The sequence below is a fragment of the Streptomyces sp. SID5469 genome, from assembly GCF_009862865.1.
Taxonomy (GTDB): domain Bacteria; phylum Actinomycetota; class Actinomycetes; order Streptomycetales; family Streptomycetaceae; genus Streptomyces; species Streptomyces avermitilis.
In genome coordinates this window covers 2,536,638-2,553,834 of record NZ_WWIN01000001.1, presented here as the reverse complement: position 1 = coordinate 2,553,834, position 17,197 = coordinate 2,536,638, and the positions used below count along the sequence as shown (strand labels likewise).

The following is a 17,197-nucleotide window of genomic DNA, read 5'->3' as shown; positions in this document are numbered from 1 at the left end:
GGTCTCCAGGTCTTGAGAAGGCGGTGTCAGCCCTTGATGCCGGTCTGCGCGACCCCCTGCACCAGCCAGCGCTGGAGGAAGAGGAACACGAGTACCAGGGGCAGGATCGAGATGGCGGTGGCCATGAAGATCAGATGGAAGTTGACGGTCTGGTTGGTCATGTACGAGGAGAGGGCGACCTGCACGGTCCACGAGTCCTCGCCCTGGCCGATGACCAGCGGCCACAGAAAGGCGTTCCAGCCGCTGATGAAGGTGATGGTGGCCATGGCCGCGAAGAAGTTCAGCGAGTTGGGCACGACGATGCGCCAGTACGCGCCCCAGTAGCCGAGCCCGTCCATGCGCGCCGCTTCCTCCAGCTCCTTGGGGAACCCCAGGAAGTACTGCCGGAACAGGAAGCAGGTGAAACCACTGAACAGACCCGGGATGATGAGACCGCGGTAGCTGTCCACCCAGCCGAGCGACGAGACCAGCACGAAGCTCGGTACGAAGGTGACGGCGGCCGGGACCATCAGGGTCACCAGGACCGCGTAGAAGATCTTGTCGGCGTGCTTGTACGGGATCCTGGCGAGGCCGTAGCCCGCGAGGGAGCAGACCAGCAGGGTGCCGGCCGTGTGGAGGACACCGACCACCGCGGAGTTCCACAGGGAACGGGCGAAGGGCACGGTCGGGTCGTCGAACAGCTCGGTGATGTTGCCCCACCGGATGTGCGTGGGGAAGAACTGCCATTCCTCGCCGGTGATTTCGGCGTCCGTGGACAGGGCGTTGCGGATGATCAGGTAGAAGGGGACCAGGAAGAGCAGGGCGCAGAGGCCGGTGGCGAGGTAGAGGCCGGTGGAGCCGAGGACGCCCCGTCCCTCGCGCCCGCGCTTCTTCGGGGGCACGGCGCCGGCCTTGTCGCTCTCGATGACGGTCGTCACTTGGACTCGTCCCCCCGTCCGAAACCCATGAGCCTGCCCTGGAGCAGCGTCACGACGCAGATGAGCAGGGTCAGGACGACCGCGCCCGCGCTGCCCGCGCCGTAGTCCTGGTTTTCGCCCAGGGCCGTGTAGTAGAGCTCGACCAGCGGTGGCCGGCCCCATGTGGTCTTCGACAGCAGGTTGAAGAACTCGTCGAAGGCCTGGTAGGCGGCCACAAGGAGCAGCAGGATCACGGCAGTTGACGTGGCCCTCAGCTGGGGCAGCGTGATGTGCCGGAAGGTCTGCCAGCCCGGCTCGGCGCCGTCGATGGCGGCGGCCTCGTACAGCTCCGGCGGGATGTTCTGCAGGGCCGCCAGGAACAGGATCATGTAGAAACCGGCCTGGAGCCACAGGCGTACCGTGACGATGACCAGCCAGTACCAGGGCGGGTCGGGGTCGGCCAGCCAGGCGATGTTCTCGACGCCGAACCAGCCGAGGACGGTGTTCGCCAGGCCGAAGCGCACCCCGCTGAAGATGGACATCTTCCAGATCAGCGAGGCGGCGACGAAGCTGCACGCGGTGGGCAGGAAGAACACCGACCGGAAGAACGCCTTCATGAAGCGCAGCCGGTGCACCATCAGCGCGAGGCCGAGCGACAGCGCCCAGGTGACGGGCACGATGATCGCGGCGAAGACGGTGAACGTGACCAGTGCGTCGACGAAGGCGCCGTTCGTCAGCATCTGCCGGTAGTTGTCGAGGCCGATGAACTTGCTGGGCGTGACGGTGTAGCGCGCCTCGAAGAAGCTGAGCCAGACGCTCCAGCCGATGGGGACGTAGACGAAGATCACCAGGCCGAGGAGGAACGGTCCGGTGAAGAGCCAGAAGTTGAGCGTGGTGCCCCGCAGACCCCGCCGCGGCCCGGCCTTGGACGCCTTGGCCGGGGCGGGGCGCGCGACGTCACGCGTCGTGGTGGTCGACATGTCGTTGCCTGTCCGCCTGTCGTTACCTGTCCGCCGGCCTATCCGAAGAGATTCTTGAGCTCGCGGTTGACCTTCTTGTCCGCCGTGTCGAGCGCGGCCTCGGGGTCCTTGCCCTTGCGGACGGCGTCGGCGATCACGCCCTCGAGCGCGCTGATCATGGCCTGGGTCCAGGAGACGTTGTCGAAGCGCCCGTAGTCGGTGAAGAGCTTGACGCCCTCAGCGGGCAGGCCCGACTTGAGCTTGGTGGCCGACTCGGCGGTCGAGGTGCGCGGCGGTATGTGGAAGCCGTAGCTGAGCGCCCAGTCCTCCTGGTACTTCTTCTGGTCGATCCAGAGCCACTTCACGTACTCCTTGGCCAGGTCGACGTTCTTGCCCTTGGCGTTGACGAACATGGACCAGCCGCCGTTGTAGACCGCGGGCTTGGCGCCGGAGGCCGCCGAGGGGAAGGGGAAGATGCCGAGGTCGTCGCCGAGGGCCTGCTGCATCACGGGCATGGCCCACATGCCGCACCACTGGATCGCGGTGAGTCCCTGGACCAGAGCCGAGGGGTCCCAGTAGTCGGCGGGGGCGTCCAGGAGCAGATGCCCGCTGGTGAACATCTTGCGGTACACCTTCAGCGCCGCGGCCACCTCGTCGGTGTGGTACGCGATCTCGTTCTTGGCGTTGAGCTGATCGGCGCCGGCCGCCCAGACCAGGGCGTAGTTCGGCGCCACCATGTTGTTGCCGAGGAACAGGCCCTTGACCTTGTCGGTGGTGAGTTTGGCGGCGGCCTCGGCGAGTTCGTCCAGGGTCTGGGGGACGCCCGTGCCGGCCTTTTCCAGCAGCGACTTGCGGTAGAAGAAGAACTGCGGGTCGTCGATCATCCGGACGCCGTAGACCTTGCCGTCGACCGTGTGCGACGTGATGTCGGCCGGGTTGAAGTCGTCCTTGACCGGATCGATGATGTCGTCCAGCGCCGCCACCTGGCCGCTCTTGATCATCTGGAGCTGTGGGTGGAACTCGAAGACGTCCGGCGCGTTGTCGGTGAGCAGCGCCGAGAACAGCTTGCTCTCGAAGTTGGTGCCGGTGATCCACTGCGTGGTCACGGCGGCCTTGTCGTACGCCTTCGCGTACCGTCTGATGGCCTGCTCGGTGCCCGCCTCGCCGTACGCGTGGAAGTACTGCACCAGGCTCTCGCCCGAACTCCCGCCGCCCGAACGGCCGGTGTTGCTGCCGCAGGCGGCCAGCGGGCCCAGCGCCGCGAGGCCCGCGGCGGCTCGGAGTACGGATCGGCGGTCCCAGTTGCTGTTGCTCGTTGCCGACATGGTGACGTCCTTGTCTTGAGTACGGCTGCGGCTCAACTGCTGTGCGTCAGTGGCTCGATCTGGCGTCGCGGAGCCGGACGCTAACCTTCGGTCAAGGCTTCGGCAAGGGGTTGGACGAAGGCTGTTCGAAGTGTTGTGCAGCGTTCGGAATACCGGACGTGACGAGGGTGGGCCGCCGCACGACCGGACCGCCCCCTCTGTCGGGCGGGACGCTCGCGGGTCAGGCGAGGGGCGTCGTCATGACGGTGGTGCGGTGCGGCTCCTCGCGGAGGTGGCGCGCTGCGCGGGCCGCTGCCCGACCGACTGGAGGGCGCCTTCGAGGGCGAAGGTCGCGGCTCCCAGGCACACCGGGTCGGTCGGGATGGGGGAGAGGACGATCTCGGTGGAGGCGAACGGTCGCCTCAGCGCGTGCCGGGCGACGGCCTCGCGCACCTCGTCGAGCAACGGCTCGCCGAGCGTGGCCGCCACCCAGCTGCTGAGCACGACCACCTCGGGGTTGAGCAGGTTCACCAGGTCGGCGATCCCGGCGCCCAGGTAACGGGCCGTGTCGCGAACGACCTTGAGCGCCACGGGATCCCGCGCGGCGACCCCACGGGCCAGCGCGTCGATCGTGGCGGTCTGGTCCCCGGGGTGCAGCAGGGGGTCGGCGGGGCTCAGCTCCCGCAGGTTCTGCATGATCCCGGGCGCCCCGACATACGTCTCCACGCACCCGTGGTTGCCGCAGTGGCACAGCCGCCCGTCCAGCACGAGCGTCGTATGACCCCACTCGCCGGCGCTGTTGCTGACCCCGCGGTGCAGCGCGCCGCCCAGCGCCAGCCCGGCGCCGACCCCGGTGCCGAGGTTCACCACCACGGCGTCCCCGCGCCCGCGGGCCGCGCCGAACCACAGCTCGGCCACCGCGCAGGCGCGCAGCGGATTGTCGAGGTACAGGGGATGGGTGATGTGTTCGGCGAGCAGGGAGAGCAGCGGCACGTCGTGCCAGTCCCAGTTCGGCGCGTACTCGGCGATCCCGCGGTCGCGGTCCACCTGGCCCGGCACGCTCACCCCGACGCCGAGGACGCGCGCGCCGTCCACCCCGGCCTGCGCGACGACCGAGCCGACCGCGGCCGCGACATGCCCGACGACCTGCTCCGGGCGGCTCTCGCCCGGGCGCATGTCCTCGTCGGCGCGGGCGAGTTGGCCCAGTCCGAGGTCGAACAGCTCGACCCGTACGTACGTCTCCGCGATGTCGACGCCGATCAGCGCGCCGCCGCCGGAGTTGACGGCGACCAGACCGCGTGGCCGCCCGCCCGCCGAGTCCTCGAATCCGACCTCGGTCAGCATGCCGAGGTCGAGCAGCTCCCCGACGAGCGTGGCGACCGTGGCGAGACTGAGCCCGGTCGCGGCCGCCAGTTCCTGCCGCGAGGTGGGTGACTTGGCGATGATCTGGCGGAGCACCTCGTAACGGTTCGCGGTGCGGATGTCGCGTGAGGTGCGCTTCACCGACACGATCCCTCGATCCCTCCAGGCCATGACGAGGCCCGTCGGCCCCGGCGCGGCGCCAGGCTATGGCCTGCCGGGTCTTTCGACAAGGGGTTAGGAAAGGGGGTGTAGGAAGTCCGGGAGGTGTCAGCCGTTCCCGGTCGCCGATCTTCTCACGACGGCCGGTCGCCGGAGCCCAGCACCTCCCGTACGAAGGCGTTGGTGAACTTTCCGCCGGGATCGAGCGAGTCCACCAGGGCCCGGAAATCGCCCAGTCGCGGATACCGCCCGCGCAGCACCCGCGCCGGGACCGCGAAGACCTTGCCCCAGTGCGGCCGCGGGTCGAAGGGGTCCAGCGCCTCCTCGACCCGCCGCACCACGGGCAGTACGGCGGCCAGGTCCTCGACCCAGGTGAAGTGCAGCGCCACGGTGTCCCGCCCGTAGGCGGGGCTCAGCCACTGCGCGTCGGCGGCGACCGTCCGCACCTCGCAGATCTGGAGCACCGGCGCCACCGTCTCCCGCACGGCGTCCAGGGCGTGCAGCGCGTCGAGGGCGTACGGGCGCGGCAGCAGGTACTCCGACTGGAGCTCGGCGCCGCTGCTGGGGGTGAACTCCGCCCGGAAGTGCGGGAGTCGCTCGTGCCAGGGGCCCGGGACCCCGAACTGCTGGGTGCAGTTGACCGCGGGCATGCCCGGCACGGGGTGCATCGCCTCGGTGGCCGGCGCCGCCCACGGGAAGTCGGCCGACGGCCGGTCGGTGCGGCGCTTGAGCCACACCTGCGCAAAGCCCGACGTCCGCCAGCCGGTGAAGAGGCTGACGCTGTACGCCGAAGCCGCCACCGCATCGAAGTCCAGCCCCGCCAGCGGGAGTTCGGTGAAAACCTGCTGGGCGACCCGGTAGTCCGGCTCCAGATCGAGCGTGAGCGCGGTGACCACCCCGAGCGCCCCGAGCGCGGTCACGGCGCCGTCGAACCGGTCGTCGCCCCGCCCGATCCGCACCGCCGAACCGTCGGCCGTGACCAGCTCCACCTCCCGCACGGCCGAGGCGAGCGAGCCGTTGGTGACGCCGGAGCCATGCGTGCCGGTGGCCACCGAGCCCGCCACGGAGATGTGCGGGAGCGAGGCCATGTTGGGCAGCGCGAGCCCGTGTCCGTGCACCACCCGGGCGAGTTCGGCGTACCGGACCCCGCCCGCGACCCGTACGGTACGGGCGGCCGTGTCCACCTCGACCGACGGCGGCAGGGCGGTCAGCGACAGCAGTACGCCGTCGGCACCCGGCTCGGCGATCTCGTTGAACGAGTGCCCGCTGCCCAGTACCCGCACCTTCGCACTGTCCGCGACCAGCGCCCGCAGCGCGTCCAGCGATTGCGGCCGGTGCAGCTCCTTGGCCGAGTACGTGATGTTCCCGGCCCAGTTGGTGAGCGCGGTCCCTGCGTCAGTCATCCCTGCCCGGCCTCTCTGTACGGGGACTTTCCGGTCCGCCGGGGGCGTTCCGGTCCATTGACCCCTTCATTCGTCGACACCTACCGTAGACACCGCTTGCTACGCCTGATCCAGCCAGCCGGAAGGTCACTTCCTTGCCCGAGCGTCCCCTGGCGATGTTCGCCATGACCGCCGAGAACGTGCCATGGATCTTCCCGCCGGAGGTGCTCGCCCGACTGCGCGCCTGTGTGGACATCGACCCCGGTCTGGTGGCCGAGGACTTCACCGCTCCCCGGGTACGGGAGGCGCTCGCCGGGGTGGAGATCCTGATCACCGGCTGGGGCTGCCCCCGCCTCGACGCGGCCGTCCTCGACGCGGCGCCCGAGCTGCGCGCCGTGCTGCACGCGGCGGGCTCGGTGAAGGGCTTCGCCACCCCCGCGCTCTGGGAACGCGGCATCGCGGTCTCCTCCGCGGCCGGCGCCAACGCGCTGCCCGTCGCCGAATACGCGCTCGCCATGATCCTGCTCGCCGGCAAGGACCTCTTCGCGCACCGCGACCGCTTCCGCACCGACCGGGCCTTTCCCATGGGGGACATCCTGCCGGGCGTCGGCAACTTCGGCCGCCGGGTCGGGATCGTGGGCGCCTCCCGCATCGGCCGCCGGCTCATCGAACTGTTGCGCCCCTTCGACCTGCGGCCGAGCCTGGCCGACCCGTACGTAGACGCGGCGGAGGCCGCCCGGCTCGGCGTTCCCCTGCTGCCGTTGGACGACCTGCTGCGCTCCTCCGACATCGTCACCCTGCACGCCCCGCTGACCCCCGAGACCCGTCGGCTCATCGGCCGTCGCGAACTCGCCCTGATGCCGGACGGGTCCTTCCTCGTCAACACCGCGCGCGGCGCCCTGGTCGACCACGAGGCGCTCGTCGACGAACTGCGCGCCGGACGGCTCAGCGCCGTCCTCGACGTCACGGAACCCGAGCCGTTGCCCGCCGGCTCCCCGCTCTTCGACCTGCCGAACGCCTTCGTCACCCCCCACCTGGCGGGCTCGCAGGGCAACGAGGTGGCCCGCCTCGGCCTCACCGTGACGGAGGAGGCGGAGCGGCTGCGAGGGGGCGAGGCGCCGGCGTACGCGATCGACCCCGGCGCGCTGGAGCGCACCGCGTGACCCCGGAGACCGACCGCGGGCACCGGCCCCAGCGGGGCTGAGCCGCCCCTTGGCGCACCCTGCCCCATGGGCCCGCGCGGCACATCCGGGCGTGGACCGGGCCGCCCGCGGTGCAGCCCGGTCAGCGCCTGTTCGGGGCCCCGGCACGGCCGGTCGCCCGCACGGGGCATACCGTGAGGAGTCGAGCACAGGAGCCGGGAACGACTCGGGAGCAAGGAGGACGGGATGGGCAGCCGTACCGCGCTGGTCGAGGATCTGATGGAGCGGTTCCCGCACGTACCGCGGGAAGCCGTTTTCAAGGAGGACCTGCTCCGGGGAGGTGTGGCCTTCGACGACTCGGCGCTCTCGGACAACGAGGACGGCGACGTCAAGCCGAAGTCGTACTTCATCTTCTCCTTCGACCACGGCACCCTGCCCGAGCTGGGCGAGGCCGCGCTGCGCCGGCCGCCGGAGGAGATCATCCTCACCGGTGGCCCGTACGACCTGCGGCGCACCGTCGTGTCGGTGCGCGTGAACCCGGCCTCGCCGTACCGGGTGGCCGCCGACGAGGACGGCATGCTCGGGCTCTACCTCGACGGGAAGCGGATCTCGGACGTCGGCGTCCCCCCGATGCCGGAGTACTACCGGCACCAGCTCTCCAACGGGAAGTCCGTCATGGAGGTCGCCCCGACGATCCAGTGGGGCTATCTGATCTACCTCACCGTCTTCCGGGTCTGCCAGTACTTCGGCGCCAAGGAGGAGTGCCAGTACTGCGACATCAACCACAACTGGCGCCAGCACAAGGCGGCGGGCCGCCCGTACACCGGCGTGAAGGACGTCGAGGAGGTCCTCGAAGCGCTGGAGATCATCGACCGGTACGACACCGCGAAGGCGTCCACCGCGTACACGCTCACGGGCGGTGCGATCACGTCCAAGGTCGCCGGGCGCGACGAGGCCGACTTCTACGGGCACTACGCCAAGGCCATCGAGGAGCGCTTCCCGGGGCGCTGGATCGGCAAGGTCGTCGCGCAGGCGCTCCCGAGGGACGACGTCCAGCGCTTCAAGGACCACGGCGTGCAGATCTACCACCCCAACTACGAGGTGTGGGACCGCCGGCTGTTCGAGCTGTACTGCCCCGGAAAGGAGCGCTACGTCGGCCGCGACGAGTGGCACAAGCGCATTCTCGACTCGGCGGAGATCTTCGGCGCGCGCAATGTGATCCCCAACTTCGTGGCGGGCGTGGAGATGGCGGAGCCCTTCGGCTTCACGACGGTCGACGAGGCCATCGCCTCCACCACCGAGGGCCTGCGCTTCTTCATGTCGCACGGCATCACGCCCCGCTTCACCACCTGGTGCCCGGAGCCGACGACGCCGCTCGGCAAGGCCAACCCGCAGGGTGCGCCGCTGGAGTACCACATCCGCCTGCTCGAGGCGTACCGCGCCACGATGGAGGACTTCGGTCTCTCCTCCCCGCCCGGCTACGGGGAGCCCGGCCCGGGACGCGCGGTCTTCTCCGTCAGCTCCTTCATGGACAGCCTCCCGGCACAGGAACCGACCCCGGCCTAGCCCTCACCCGCGGGGCGGCAGGCCCCCTCCCGGCTCGGTAGCTTCCCTACCCGATCCCCTCCCCGCCCGGCCCACCCCCGGCTCCGGCGCGCGCCCGAGCCGGGGGTGGGCGTGTATGTGATCACTCGCGGCCGTCACGGAGTGGAAGATCCGGTGAAAGTCGACGGGAATCGATACGTCCCGGCCTCCTTTCCGTACCACACTCGGGACACCCGGAGCCGGGCGGTCCGCGCAGCCGGAACGCTCGCCGCCGGTCGCAACCGGCCGCCGTGGACCGAGAGTTGCGTAACCGCCGGTAACGGAAATTGAATACGCAGCTTGTCAGTTGTGCTGAAATCGTGAAAGGCTCGGGGCCTGTCGTGAGACAACCCCAACTCCCCTGTACCGAGGGGGAGTTGACGCTTCTTGTGGATGCACTCGATGCAGGAGCTCCCCATGCCCGACCTGCCGACCCCCCAGGACGCCGCCGAGGCAGCACTGTTCTCCGAGTGCTGGGACGCGGTCCTGTCGTACGCCGATCTGTGCACGTCCGGTTCGGCTGCCGCGGCACAGCTTGCCACCGAGGCGTTCACGCACGGGATCCACCAGGCGCGCGCCGCCGACGCCACGGCGAAGGACACCGGGCGCCGGACGCTCAGGCTGCCGCGCATTCCGCTGCTGCTGACGGCCGTTCGCACTGCCGCCGCCGCCTGGGAGGCCCACGGGCAGGGGCACCGTCTCGACCCCGACCTGCGGCTGTGGCTCAACTCCGACAAGGCCGCACGCTACACCGGGCCGCCCCTGCACCGCCCGCTCGCGCTGCGCGGTCTGAGGGACATGCAGGAGCCGGACGCGGCGCTGCTGTGGCTGGCCGAGGTGGAGTCGCTGCCCCTGCCGGACGTGGCCCGTCGGCTCGGCCTCGACCCCACGGCGGCGGCCGAGGAACTCGTCCAGGTACGGGCGCTGTTCAGAGACCGCTGCCACCGCAACCACCTCGACACCCCCATGAAGGCCGAGTGCCGCAGCTACGCGCGGCTCCTCGACGCGGTGACCCGGTCACCGAACGCCGGTGCGCCCGATGACCTCTCGCGGCACCTCGCCACCTGTGTGGAGTGCGCCGAGGCCGCGGCGTGCCTGCGTCTGCACGGCGGGGGACTGCCCTCCGCGCTGGCGGGCGGAGTCATCGGCTGGGGCGGGCTCGCCTATCTGGAGCGCCGGCGCCGGGCGGCGGACGCGGGACTGAGTGGCGGGCGCGTGTACACGGGCGCGGACACCGGGCTCGCCCAGGGCGGGACGGCCCGGCCGCGGATCGGCAGGACCGGGATCCTGGCCGCGGCCGTGATCGTGTCGGCGCTTGCGCTGGGGGCCTCGCTGATGCAGTTCGGCGACTCGGGCGGCGGCGCGTCGGCGAGCGACGACGCGACGGACGGCCGGCCGGTGGCGGGCGAGGCTGCGTCACTGCCCGCCGCGGACCTGCCCTCGGGGTCGGCCGCCGCCCCCTCGTCCTCGTCCTCCTCCTCGACTTCGCGGCCGACGGGCGCGAAGTCCGAGGTGAAGAGCAGCGACCCCGACACGGAGCCCCAGGGCAAGTCGTCCTCCACCGTGGAGGAGACGCACAAGGCGGGCGGCTCGACGAAGGCCCCGTCCTACTGCCAGGTGAAGTACGAGATACTCAACGAATGGCCGGACGGCTTCCAGGCCACGGTCACGGTCACCTCCGAAAAGGCGCTCGACAACTGGCGCATCGGCTGGACGTTCCGTGACGGCCAGCAGATCAGCCAGATGTGGGACGCGAGCGTCACCCAGAGCGGCGCCCGGGTCACGGCCGCGGCAGCCGACTACAACAAGCAGGTCGCGGCCGACGGCACCTTCGCCTTCGGCTTCCTGTCCACCTGGCACGACGAGAACACGACCCCGTACGGCTTCACGCTGAACGGCGGCAAGTGCACGACGAACGGCTGACCGGCTGACCGGCGGCAAGTGCACGACGACCGGCCTCCGGCGGCGCGGCAGGCGCGCCGCGACCGGCTGACCGAAGCCGCCGCCCGGGCGCGGCCACGCCGTTCGCGCCCGGTCGGCGTGTTCGGGCCCGCGCCCGGTCGGGACTTCCGCCCCGCGGCCGGACCGCCGCCGCCTAATCTGCCGCCATGCCTGATATGGACGCGGTCGTTGACGTGTCGAATGCCTGCTGGGCAGTCTGCCGTCCGCCGAAGGGGACCTGACCGGCTGGACCGCGCACGACGGTGCGTTGTACGCGGTGCGGTGACCGGCGGACGGTGGCGAGCCCGCGCGGCAGCGGATCGAGCAGACGGTGGCGAGCCCGCGCGGCAGCGGATCGAGCAGACGGTGGCCGTACGCGTCCTGGCGGCGGCCCGGGACACGGAGGGCAGCACCGTCGTACTCGTCGACGACGGGAGCGCCGTGTCGTGCCTACGGCGGTGTCCCATGTCGCGGCCGTCGGACACCGGGGTGGCCCCACGGTGGCGCTGGCCGGGCCCGAGGGCGTGCGGGTCATGACCGGGGACGCCGAGGACAGCGGATGGAGTCCCATCAAGGAGTCCTGTGGCGCGACCCGGGTCAGCATCGCTGAGGGGGCGGGATGGAGGCTGTGTCCGGCGGCCGTCGCCGAGGGCACGGCGCGCCTGTGGTTCGAGAAGGTGACAGGCAACGGCTGGGACGACCACGTCGTGTTGATCTGAGGCCGTACCCCGCGGTCGGGGTTCAGGCGATCCGATCGAAGTCGGCGGGGATGCCTTCTTCGAGGCTCTGCTGGTGGAGGGCGTGTTTGTAGCGGGCGCGCAGGACGGCCCAGATGATCCCGGTGGCGGGAATCAGATACCAGGGCAGCGGCCAGAGACGGTCCCACCAGGGGAAGTCGGGGCTCAGGACGGCTTGCGCGGCGGCGGTCAGCATGGCAACGGCGTGTGTCCAGCACAGCACGCGACCGGCCCGTCGTTGGGCGCCGTCGAGGCCGCCGAGGCGGGCCTGTCCGGATCTGGGCGTGTCGGCTCTGCCGGTGTCACTGTTCATGACGGGTCCCCCCACGGGATGGAGCGACGTCCGCGGGATGCGGGGATACGTCCACTCGCGAAGGGATTGTGCAGTCAGCGGGCACACGGTCATAGCACCCGCGCAGGGACGTGATCCTTCTACGGTCAACACGTGCCGCACGACAACTATTGACCAGATCGGGCAAAAACGTAAGGCGAAAGCCGCCAATGGTGCATATGTTCAGTCGAGTTCTGTCCTGAAAACACCCGTCACTCCTGGACGCAGAGCCTCCTTTCGCCACGGTCGACGCTTTTCAGCCGCGTCTTGCCCCCGCTTGTCGAGTGGGTGGCGCCGACGCCGGCACCGCGATCCCGGCGCAGTCGCCCTGGAGCTGACCGAGGAGCGGTCAGCCTGCCCGCGGCCGACGTCAGTACCGTCCCGCGTCTCTTCTCCATCAGCCGGAGCGCCGGACGCGGAAGGATGAGAACGCTCGGCCCGTGCCCGCGTGTTGCGGCACCGGACGCCGTGCAAGCCGTCCCGAGGACACTCCCGACTCCCCGCGAGCCACTGCCAGGTGCGCCGTAAATCGATGGCGTCGTGGCCCTCGTACCTCTAGAGTCGGTGATGTTCGAGCGGCGGCCAGGTGGTGCCGCTGGTGACTTGGCTTGGTTTGGGAGGTGTGACCGATGGCTGTCTCTGTGATGGGCGCTGCCCGCATCCGGAAGTTCATCAAGTCCACCTCCGTGGTCTCCGGCTGACCTCTCTGTATCTCCCGCGCCAGTGAGCGCGGTGCCGGGGCCACCCTTGTGAAGGGTCACCCCTTGTCACTCTCTTCTCTCCCGGGTTCGTTCTCCTCTTCCTCGCATCCGCTCGTGCCGTACGGCTGGGATGCGGACTGGGAGGCCGAGTTCGCCCCGTACGACTCCGAAGGCCTGCTGGCCGGGCGTGTCATCCGGGTCGACCGCGGTCAGTGCGACGTGGTCACCCCCGGCGGGATGCTGCGCGCCGACACCGCGTTCGTCACCCCGCACGATCCGATGCGCGTCGTGTGCACCGGTGACTGGGTCGCCGTCGAACCGGCCGGCGACCCCCGCTACGTACGGACGTATCTGCCGCGCCGCTCCGCCTTCGTCCGCTCCACCTCCTCCAAGCGCTCCGAGGGGCAGATCCTCGCGGCCAACGTCGACTACGCCGTGGTCGCCGTGTCCCTCGCCGTGGAACTCGACCTTGGCCGCGTCGAACGCTTCCTCGCCCTGGCGTGGGAGTCCGGCGCGCAGCCGGTGGTGGTCCTCACCAAGGCGGACCTGGTGCCGGACGCGACGACGCTCTCGTATCTCGTGCAGGACGTGGAGACGGCGGCGCCCGGTGTGCCCGTGCTGTCGGTCAGCTCCAACCTCGGCGAAGGACTCGACGTCCTCGCGGCGGTCCTGTCCGGCGGTACGTCCGTGCTGCTCGGGCAGTCCGGCGCGGGCAAGTCGACCCTCGCCAACGCGCTGCTCGGCGAGGACGTCATGAAGGTGCACGCCACGCGGGACGTGGACGGCAAGGGCCGCCACACCACGACCACGCGCAACCTGCTCGCCCTGCCGGGCGGGGGTGTCCTCATCGACACCCCGGGGCTGCGCGGGGTCGGCCTCTGGGACGCGGAGACCGGGGTCAACCAGGTCTTCTCCGAGATCGAGGCACTGGCCGCGGAATGCCGCTTCCACGACTGCGCGCACACCGCGGAGCCGGGTTGCGCGGTCCTCGCGGCCCTCGACACCGGCGAGCTGCCGGAGCGGCGCCTCGACAGCTATCGCAAGCTGCTGCGCGAGAACCAGCGCATCGTCGCCAAGACCGACGCCCGGCTGCGGGCCGAGATCCGCCGGGACTGGAAGCGGAAGGGGGCGGAGGGGAAGGCGGCCATGGAAGCGAAGCGGGGACAGTGGGGGTAGGGGTGCCCGGTGCCAGTGCCCGGTGTGCCCGGTGCCCGGCGTGACCGGTGCGGGGGCTGTGATCCGGCCCCCGCACCGGCCTGACCGGCCTCGTCCGTCCGCACCCCCCGCCCCGACACCACGTCCGATTCCCGCCAGCCCCGCGCCGCGGCACCGCGCACACTGGAAGACGTGATCGATGAAGAGACCAGGTACGAGGCGGTGCGCAGTCGCGATGCGCGCTTCGACGGGGAGTTCTTCTTCGCCGTCGAGACGACCGGCATCTACTGCCGCCCCAGCTGCCCGGCGGTGACGCCGAAGCGGCAGAACGTGCGGTACTACGCCACGGCGGCCGCGGCGCAGAGCTCGGGTTTCCGGGCCTGCCGCCGCTGCCGCCCGGACGCCGTGCCCGGCTCGGCCGCGTGGAACGTACGGGCCGATGTCGTCGGCCGCGCCATGCGCATGATCGGGGACGGTGTCGTCGACCGAGAGGGCGTCGGCGGCCTCGCCGTCCGGCTCGGGTACAGCGCCCGCCAGGTGCAGCGGCAACTCACCGCCGAGGTCGGCGCCGGACCCGTCGCCCTCGCCCGCGCCCAGCGCGCCCACACCGCGCGCGTCCTGTTGCAGACCACCGGCCTGTCCATCACCGAGATCGCGTTCGCGGCCGGGTTCGCCAGCGTGCGGCAGTTCAACGACACCATCAGGGCGGTGTACGCGGCCACGCCCAGTGAGCTGCGCGCCGCCGCGCCCCGGGGCGGACCGCCCGCCCGCCGCGGCGCCGCCCCCTCCGCCGGGATCCCGCTCCGGCTCGCCCACCGGGGCCCGTACCAGGCCATCGCCGTCTTCGACCTCCTCGCCCGCGAGACCGTGCCGGGCATCGAGGAGATGAACGGTCCGCGCGGCCGGCGCACCTACCGCCGGACCCTCCGCCTTCCGTACGGCACCGGAATCGTGGCCGTCGACGAGCGCCCCGGCGCTCCCGCGCCCCGTACCCCGGCCCACCACGGCGGCTGGCTCGACGCCCGCCTGCGCCTCACCGACCCGCGCGACCTCACCACCGCCGTTCAGCGGCTGCGGCGACTGTTCGACCTCGACGCCGATCCGTACGCCGTCGACGAACGCCTGGGCCAGGACCCCCGGCTCGGTCCGCTCGTCGCCGCCCGTCCCGGCCTGCGCTCGCCGGGCACGGCCGACCCGGACGAGCTGGCCGTACGCGCGCTGGTGGGCACGGCGGAGGCCGAGCGGCTGGTACGGCGGTACGGGAAGACACTCGACGCCCCCAGCGGCAGCCTCACCCACGTCTTCCCCGAACCGGCCGTGCTCGCACAGGCCGAACCGGCCGGCACACTCGGTGCCCTGACCGCCGCCCTCGCCGACGGCACCCTCCGCCTCGACGCCGGCGCCGACCGCGACGACGCCCGGCAAACCCTGCTCGCCCTGCCGGGCATGGACGACGACACGGCCGCCGTCATCCGTACCCGTGCCCTCGGCGACCCGGACGTGGCACCGCCGGGCGCCGAAGTCCCCGACACCTGGCGCCCCTGGCGCTCGTACGCACTCCAACACCTGAGGGTGGCCGCCGAGTCGGCAGCGTACGAGCCGGCCACGTAGCGGACGGGCGCAGGCAGCGTCGCCCAGGGGCATGACACCCGGGGCGGGTCCGCCGGCCGGCGCTCAGGCCTCCTCGAGCCCCCAGCCGTGGATCCGCCGCGGATGAATCCGGATCACTTCCTCGCTGAAGTGCGGACCCAAGTCGTGCGGCCCGGTGAGGAGTTCGGCCTCGCCACGGATGTCCACGCCGCGAACCCGCCACGGTTCGACGCTGATCACATCGTCGACGACGAGGGCCACCTTCGGGTTCTTCTGCAGGTTGCGCCACTTCTTCGTGCCGCCCATCGCATAGCCCCCGATCAGGATCGTCCCGTCGTCCTGCGGGAAGAAGCCGACAGGATTCGCCTGCGGCTGTCCGTGGGCGTCGACGGTGGCCAGCCGTCCCAGCCGCTGCGACTTCAGGTACGCGCGCTCGGCCTCGCTGAATTCGGTCATGACAGCAGCCAAACACTCACGCGCCCCCACCGCATCGGCTTCCCGACCTAGGTCCAGGTCACCCTGGGACGTATGTGCGGTGCGGCCAATGGCGTGACGCCGCGCCGGAGGGGTCGGCGGGGTGGGACATCATGCCCGCATGACCCGCGCGATCAAGGTCCGGCACCTCCTCGCCGCCCTGGTGACAGCACTGGTGCTCGCCCCTACGGCGGTGGGAGCCGACGAGGGGACCGCCTCCGGCGTCGCCCCGCCCGCCTCGGCCCCTCGCTGGACCGGCACCTGGGAAACCGCCCCCTCCGGAACCACCCCCGCCCTCCCCGGCACCTCGATCCGCAACGTGGTGCACACCAGCGTCGGCGGCACGGCGCTGCGCGTGCGGATCTCCAACCGGCTCGGCACCGCACCCCTCCAACTCGACTCCGTCACCGTCGCGTTGCAGCGGCCGGGCGCTCCCCGCAGTCCCGACGCCGTGCCGGGTTCCATGCGCACCGCCACCTTCGCGGGCGCCACCTCCGTGTCGATTCCGGCGGGCCGGGAGCGGGCCACCGACGCCGTGCGCCTGAACGTCCCGGCGAACGCCAACCTCGTCGTCAGCGTGCACACCTCGGCCGACTCGGGTCCCGCGACCTACCACCGCTCGGCCTTCCAGACCAACTTCCTCGCCAGGAACGGCGACCGGACCGCCGACACCGACGGCTCCGCGTACACCACGACCGTCTCCCACTGGTACTACGTCACCGGCGTCGACGTCCTCGGCACCACGGCCATCGGCAGCGTGGTCGCGCTCGGGGACTCCCTCACCGACGGCACCGGCTCCTCCGCCAGCGCCAACCGCCGCTGGCCCGACCGTCTCGCCGCCCGCCTGCGCGCGCTGCCGCCGAACCGCCGGCTCGGTGTGCTGAACGCCGGCATCTCCGGCAACCGCGTCCTCCTCGACGGCGTGGGCCCCAGCGCCCTGGCCCGCCTCGACGCCGACGCCCTTCTCCGCTCCGGGGTGCGCGCGGTCATCGTCCTGGAGGGCATCAACGACATCAAGGGCACGCCCGCGCAGACGGATCCGGGTGCCTTCGAGCGGGCGTACCGGACGATCGTGTCCCGCGCGCACGCCCGGGGCATCCGCGTCATCGGCGCGACCATCACCCCGTACGGCGGCCACAGTTCCTTCACCGGAGCCGGTGAGAAGGCACGCCAGGCGGTCAACGCGCTCCTGCGCACCGGCAGGGTCTTCGACGGGGTCGCCGACTTCGACGCCGCCGTCCGTGACCCCGCGAACCCGAACCGCATCCGCCCCGCCTACGACCCCGGCGACCACCTCCACTTCAACGACCGGGGAATGCAGGCGCTGGCCGACACGATCGACCTCGCGACGCTGACCGAGTGGCGATGAGAAGCCGACCGGCCGCTCCCAGTGGGTCGTTCCGCCCCGGCGCACCCGCACCCGGGACGGGTCCGATGTATCGGCTCCGCCGACGCTCCGGACTCTGCTCCAGAGACCGCA

The 17,197-nt window shown here is 71.2% G+C and carries 14 protein-coding genes; 7 read left to right on the top strand and 7 right to left on the bottom strand.

Features of this window, described 5'->3' with window-relative positions; all coding sequences use genetic code 11:
- Positions 1-26 precede the first annotated feature (26 nt).
- The 5 genes from GTY58_RS11015 to GTY58_RS10995 form a co-directional block, all read right to left on the bottom strand.
- Complete coding sequence (locus GTY58_RS11015) at positions 27-881, bottom strand: carbohydrate ABC transporter permease (protein ID WP_242432240.1); 855 nt, start codon at positions 879-881, stop codon at positions 27-29.
- 32 nt (positions 882-913) lie between these two features.
- Positions 914-1,876, bottom strand: a complete 963-nt coding sequence (locus tag GTY58_RS11010) for a sugar ABC transporter permease (protein ID WP_010983533.1) — start codon at positions 1,874-1,876, stop codon at positions 914-916.
- A 38-nt stretch (positions 1,877-1,914) separates the two neighbouring features.
- A complete protein-coding gene (locus tag GTY58_RS11005; protein WP_037647260.1) occupies positions 1,915-3,180 on the bottom strand; it encodes an extracellular solute-binding protein in 1,266 nt (421 codons plus the stop codon).
- Between the two features lie 237 nt (positions 3,181-3,417).
- On the bottom strand, positions 3,418-4,692 hold the full coding sequence (locus GTY58_RS11000) for an ROK family protein (protein ID WP_010983531.1): 1,275 nt from the start codon (positions 4,690-4,692) through the stop codon (positions 3,418-3,420).
- 122 nt (positions 4,693-4,814) lie between these two features.
- Positions 4,815-6,083: an FAD-binding protein gene (locus GTY58_RS10995; protein ID WP_010983530.1), complete on the bottom strand. Its 1,269-nt coding sequence runs from the start codon at positions 6,081-6,083 to the stop codon at positions 4,815-4,817.
- 134 nt (positions 6,084-6,217) lie between these two features.
- Between GTY58_RS10995 and GTY58_RS10990 the strand changes: the two genes are divergently transcribed.
- From GTY58_RS10990 to GTY58_RS10975, 4 genes are all read left to right on the top strand, one after another.
- On the top strand, positions 6,218-7,225 hold the full coding sequence (locus GTY58_RS10990; protein ID WP_010983529.1) for a hydroxyacid dehydrogenase: 1,008 nt from the start codon (positions 6,218-6,220) through the stop codon (positions 7,223-7,225).
- A gap of 225 nt (positions 7,226-7,450) precedes the next feature.
- Positions 7,451-8,770, top strand: a complete 1,320-nt coding sequence (locus GTY58_RS10985; protein WP_010983528.1) for a radical SAM protein — start codon at positions 7,451-7,453, stop codon at positions 8,768-8,770.
- 435 nt (positions 8,771-9,205) lie between these two features.
- Positions 9,206-10,711, top strand: coding sequence for a cellulose-binding domain-containing protein (locus tag GTY58_RS10980; protein WP_037647263.1), 1,506 nt, complete (start codon positions 9,206-9,208; stop codon positions 10,709-10,711).
- A 464-nt stretch (positions 10,712-11,175) separates the two neighbouring features.
- Positions 11,176-11,448 carry a hypothetical protein gene (locus tag GTY58_RS10975; RefSeq protein ID WP_137865264.1) on the top strand — a complete coding sequence of 91 codons (273 nt, stop codon included), beginning with the start codon at positions 11,176-11,178 and terminating at the stop codon, positions 11,446-11,448.
- 22 nt (positions 11,449-11,470) lie between these two features.
- Here GTY58_RS10975 and GTY58_RS10970 read toward each other — a convergent pair whose 3' ends face one another.
- Positions 11,471-11,779 carry a hypothetical protein gene (locus GTY58_RS10970; protein ID WP_042492933.1) on the bottom strand — a complete coding sequence of 103 codons (309 nt, stop codon included), beginning with the start codon at positions 11,777-11,779 and terminating at the stop codon, positions 11,471-11,473.
- A 782-nt stretch (positions 11,780-12,561) separates the two neighbouring features.
- Between GTY58_RS10970 and rsgA the strand changes: the two genes are divergently transcribed.
- Both rsgA and GTY58_RS10960 read left to right on the top strand, forming a co-directional pair.
- Positions 12,562-13,674: a ribosome small subunit-dependent GTPase A gene (rsgA, locus tag GTY58_RS10965; RefSeq protein ID WP_037647445.1), complete on the top strand. Its 1,113-nt coding sequence runs from the start codon at positions 12,562-12,564 to the stop codon at positions 13,672-13,674.
- Positions 13,675-13,848: 174 nt separating this feature from the next.
- Entirely contained in the window at positions 13,849-15,264 is a 1,416-nt protein-coding gene (locus GTY58_RS10960; RefSeq protein WP_042494329.1) for a DNA-3-methyladenine glycosylase 2 family protein, read from the top strand.
- 63 nt (positions 15,265-15,327) lie between these two features.
- Here GTY58_RS10960 and GTY58_RS10955 read toward each other — a convergent pair whose 3' ends face one another.
- Positions 15,328-15,699 (bottom strand): PPOX class F420-dependent oxidoreductase, encoded by a 372-nt coding sequence (locus GTY58_RS10955; RefSeq protein WP_042492930.1) that lies wholly within the window; start codon positions 15,697-15,699, stop codon positions 15,328-15,330.
- A 139-nt stretch (positions 15,700-15,838) separates the two neighbouring features.
- Between GTY58_RS10955 and GTY58_RS10950 the strand changes: the two genes are divergently transcribed.
- Positions 15,839-17,086, top strand: coding sequence for an SGNH/GDSL hydrolase family protein (locus GTY58_RS10950; RefSeq protein ID WP_037647268.1), 1,248 nt, complete (start codon positions 15,839-15,841; stop codon positions 17,084-17,086).
- Positions 17,087-17,197: the final 111 nt, after the last annotated feature.

What these genes read in the sequence shown, in the direction of transcription:
- GTY58_RS10955 (WP_042492930.1), bottom strand. Translation starts at nt 15,699, where the DNA reads ATGACCGAATTCAGCGAGGCCGAGCGCGCGTACCTGAAGTCGCAGCGG.
- GTY58_RS11010 (WP_010983533.1), bottom strand. Translation starts at nt 1,876, where the DNA reads ATGTCGACCACCACGACGCGTGACGTCGCGCGCCCCGCCCCGGCCAAG.
- GTY58_RS10995 (WP_010983530.1), bottom strand. Translation starts at nt 6,083, where the DNA reads ATGACTGACGCAGGGACCGCGCTCACCAACTGGGCCGGGAACATCACG.
- GTY58_RS10985 (WP_010983528.1), top strand. Translation starts at nt 7,451, where the DNA reads ATGGGCAGCCGTACCGCGCTGGTCGAGGATCTGATGGAGCGGTTCCCG.
- GTY58_RS10970 (WP_042492933.1), bottom strand. Translation starts at nt 11,779, where the DNA reads ATGAACAGTGACACCGGCAGAGCCGACACGCCCAGATCCGGACAGGCC.
- GTY58_RS11005 (WP_037647260.1), bottom strand. Translation starts at nt 3,180, where the DNA reads ATGTCGGCAACGAGCAACAGCAACTGGGACCGCCGATCCGTACTCCGA.
- GTY58_RS11000 (WP_010983531.1), bottom strand. Translation starts at nt 4,692, where the DNA reads ATGGCCTGGAGGGATCGAGGGATCGTGTCGGTGAAGCGCACCTCACGC.
- GTY58_RS10950 (WP_037647268.1), top strand. Translation starts at nt 15,839, where the DNA reads ATGACCCGCGCGATCAAGGTCCGGCACCTCCTCGCCGCCCTGGTGACA.
- GTY58_RS10980 (WP_037647263.1), top strand. Translation starts at nt 9,206, where the DNA reads ATGCCCGACCTGCCGACCCCCCAGGACGCCGCCGAGGCAGCACTGTTC.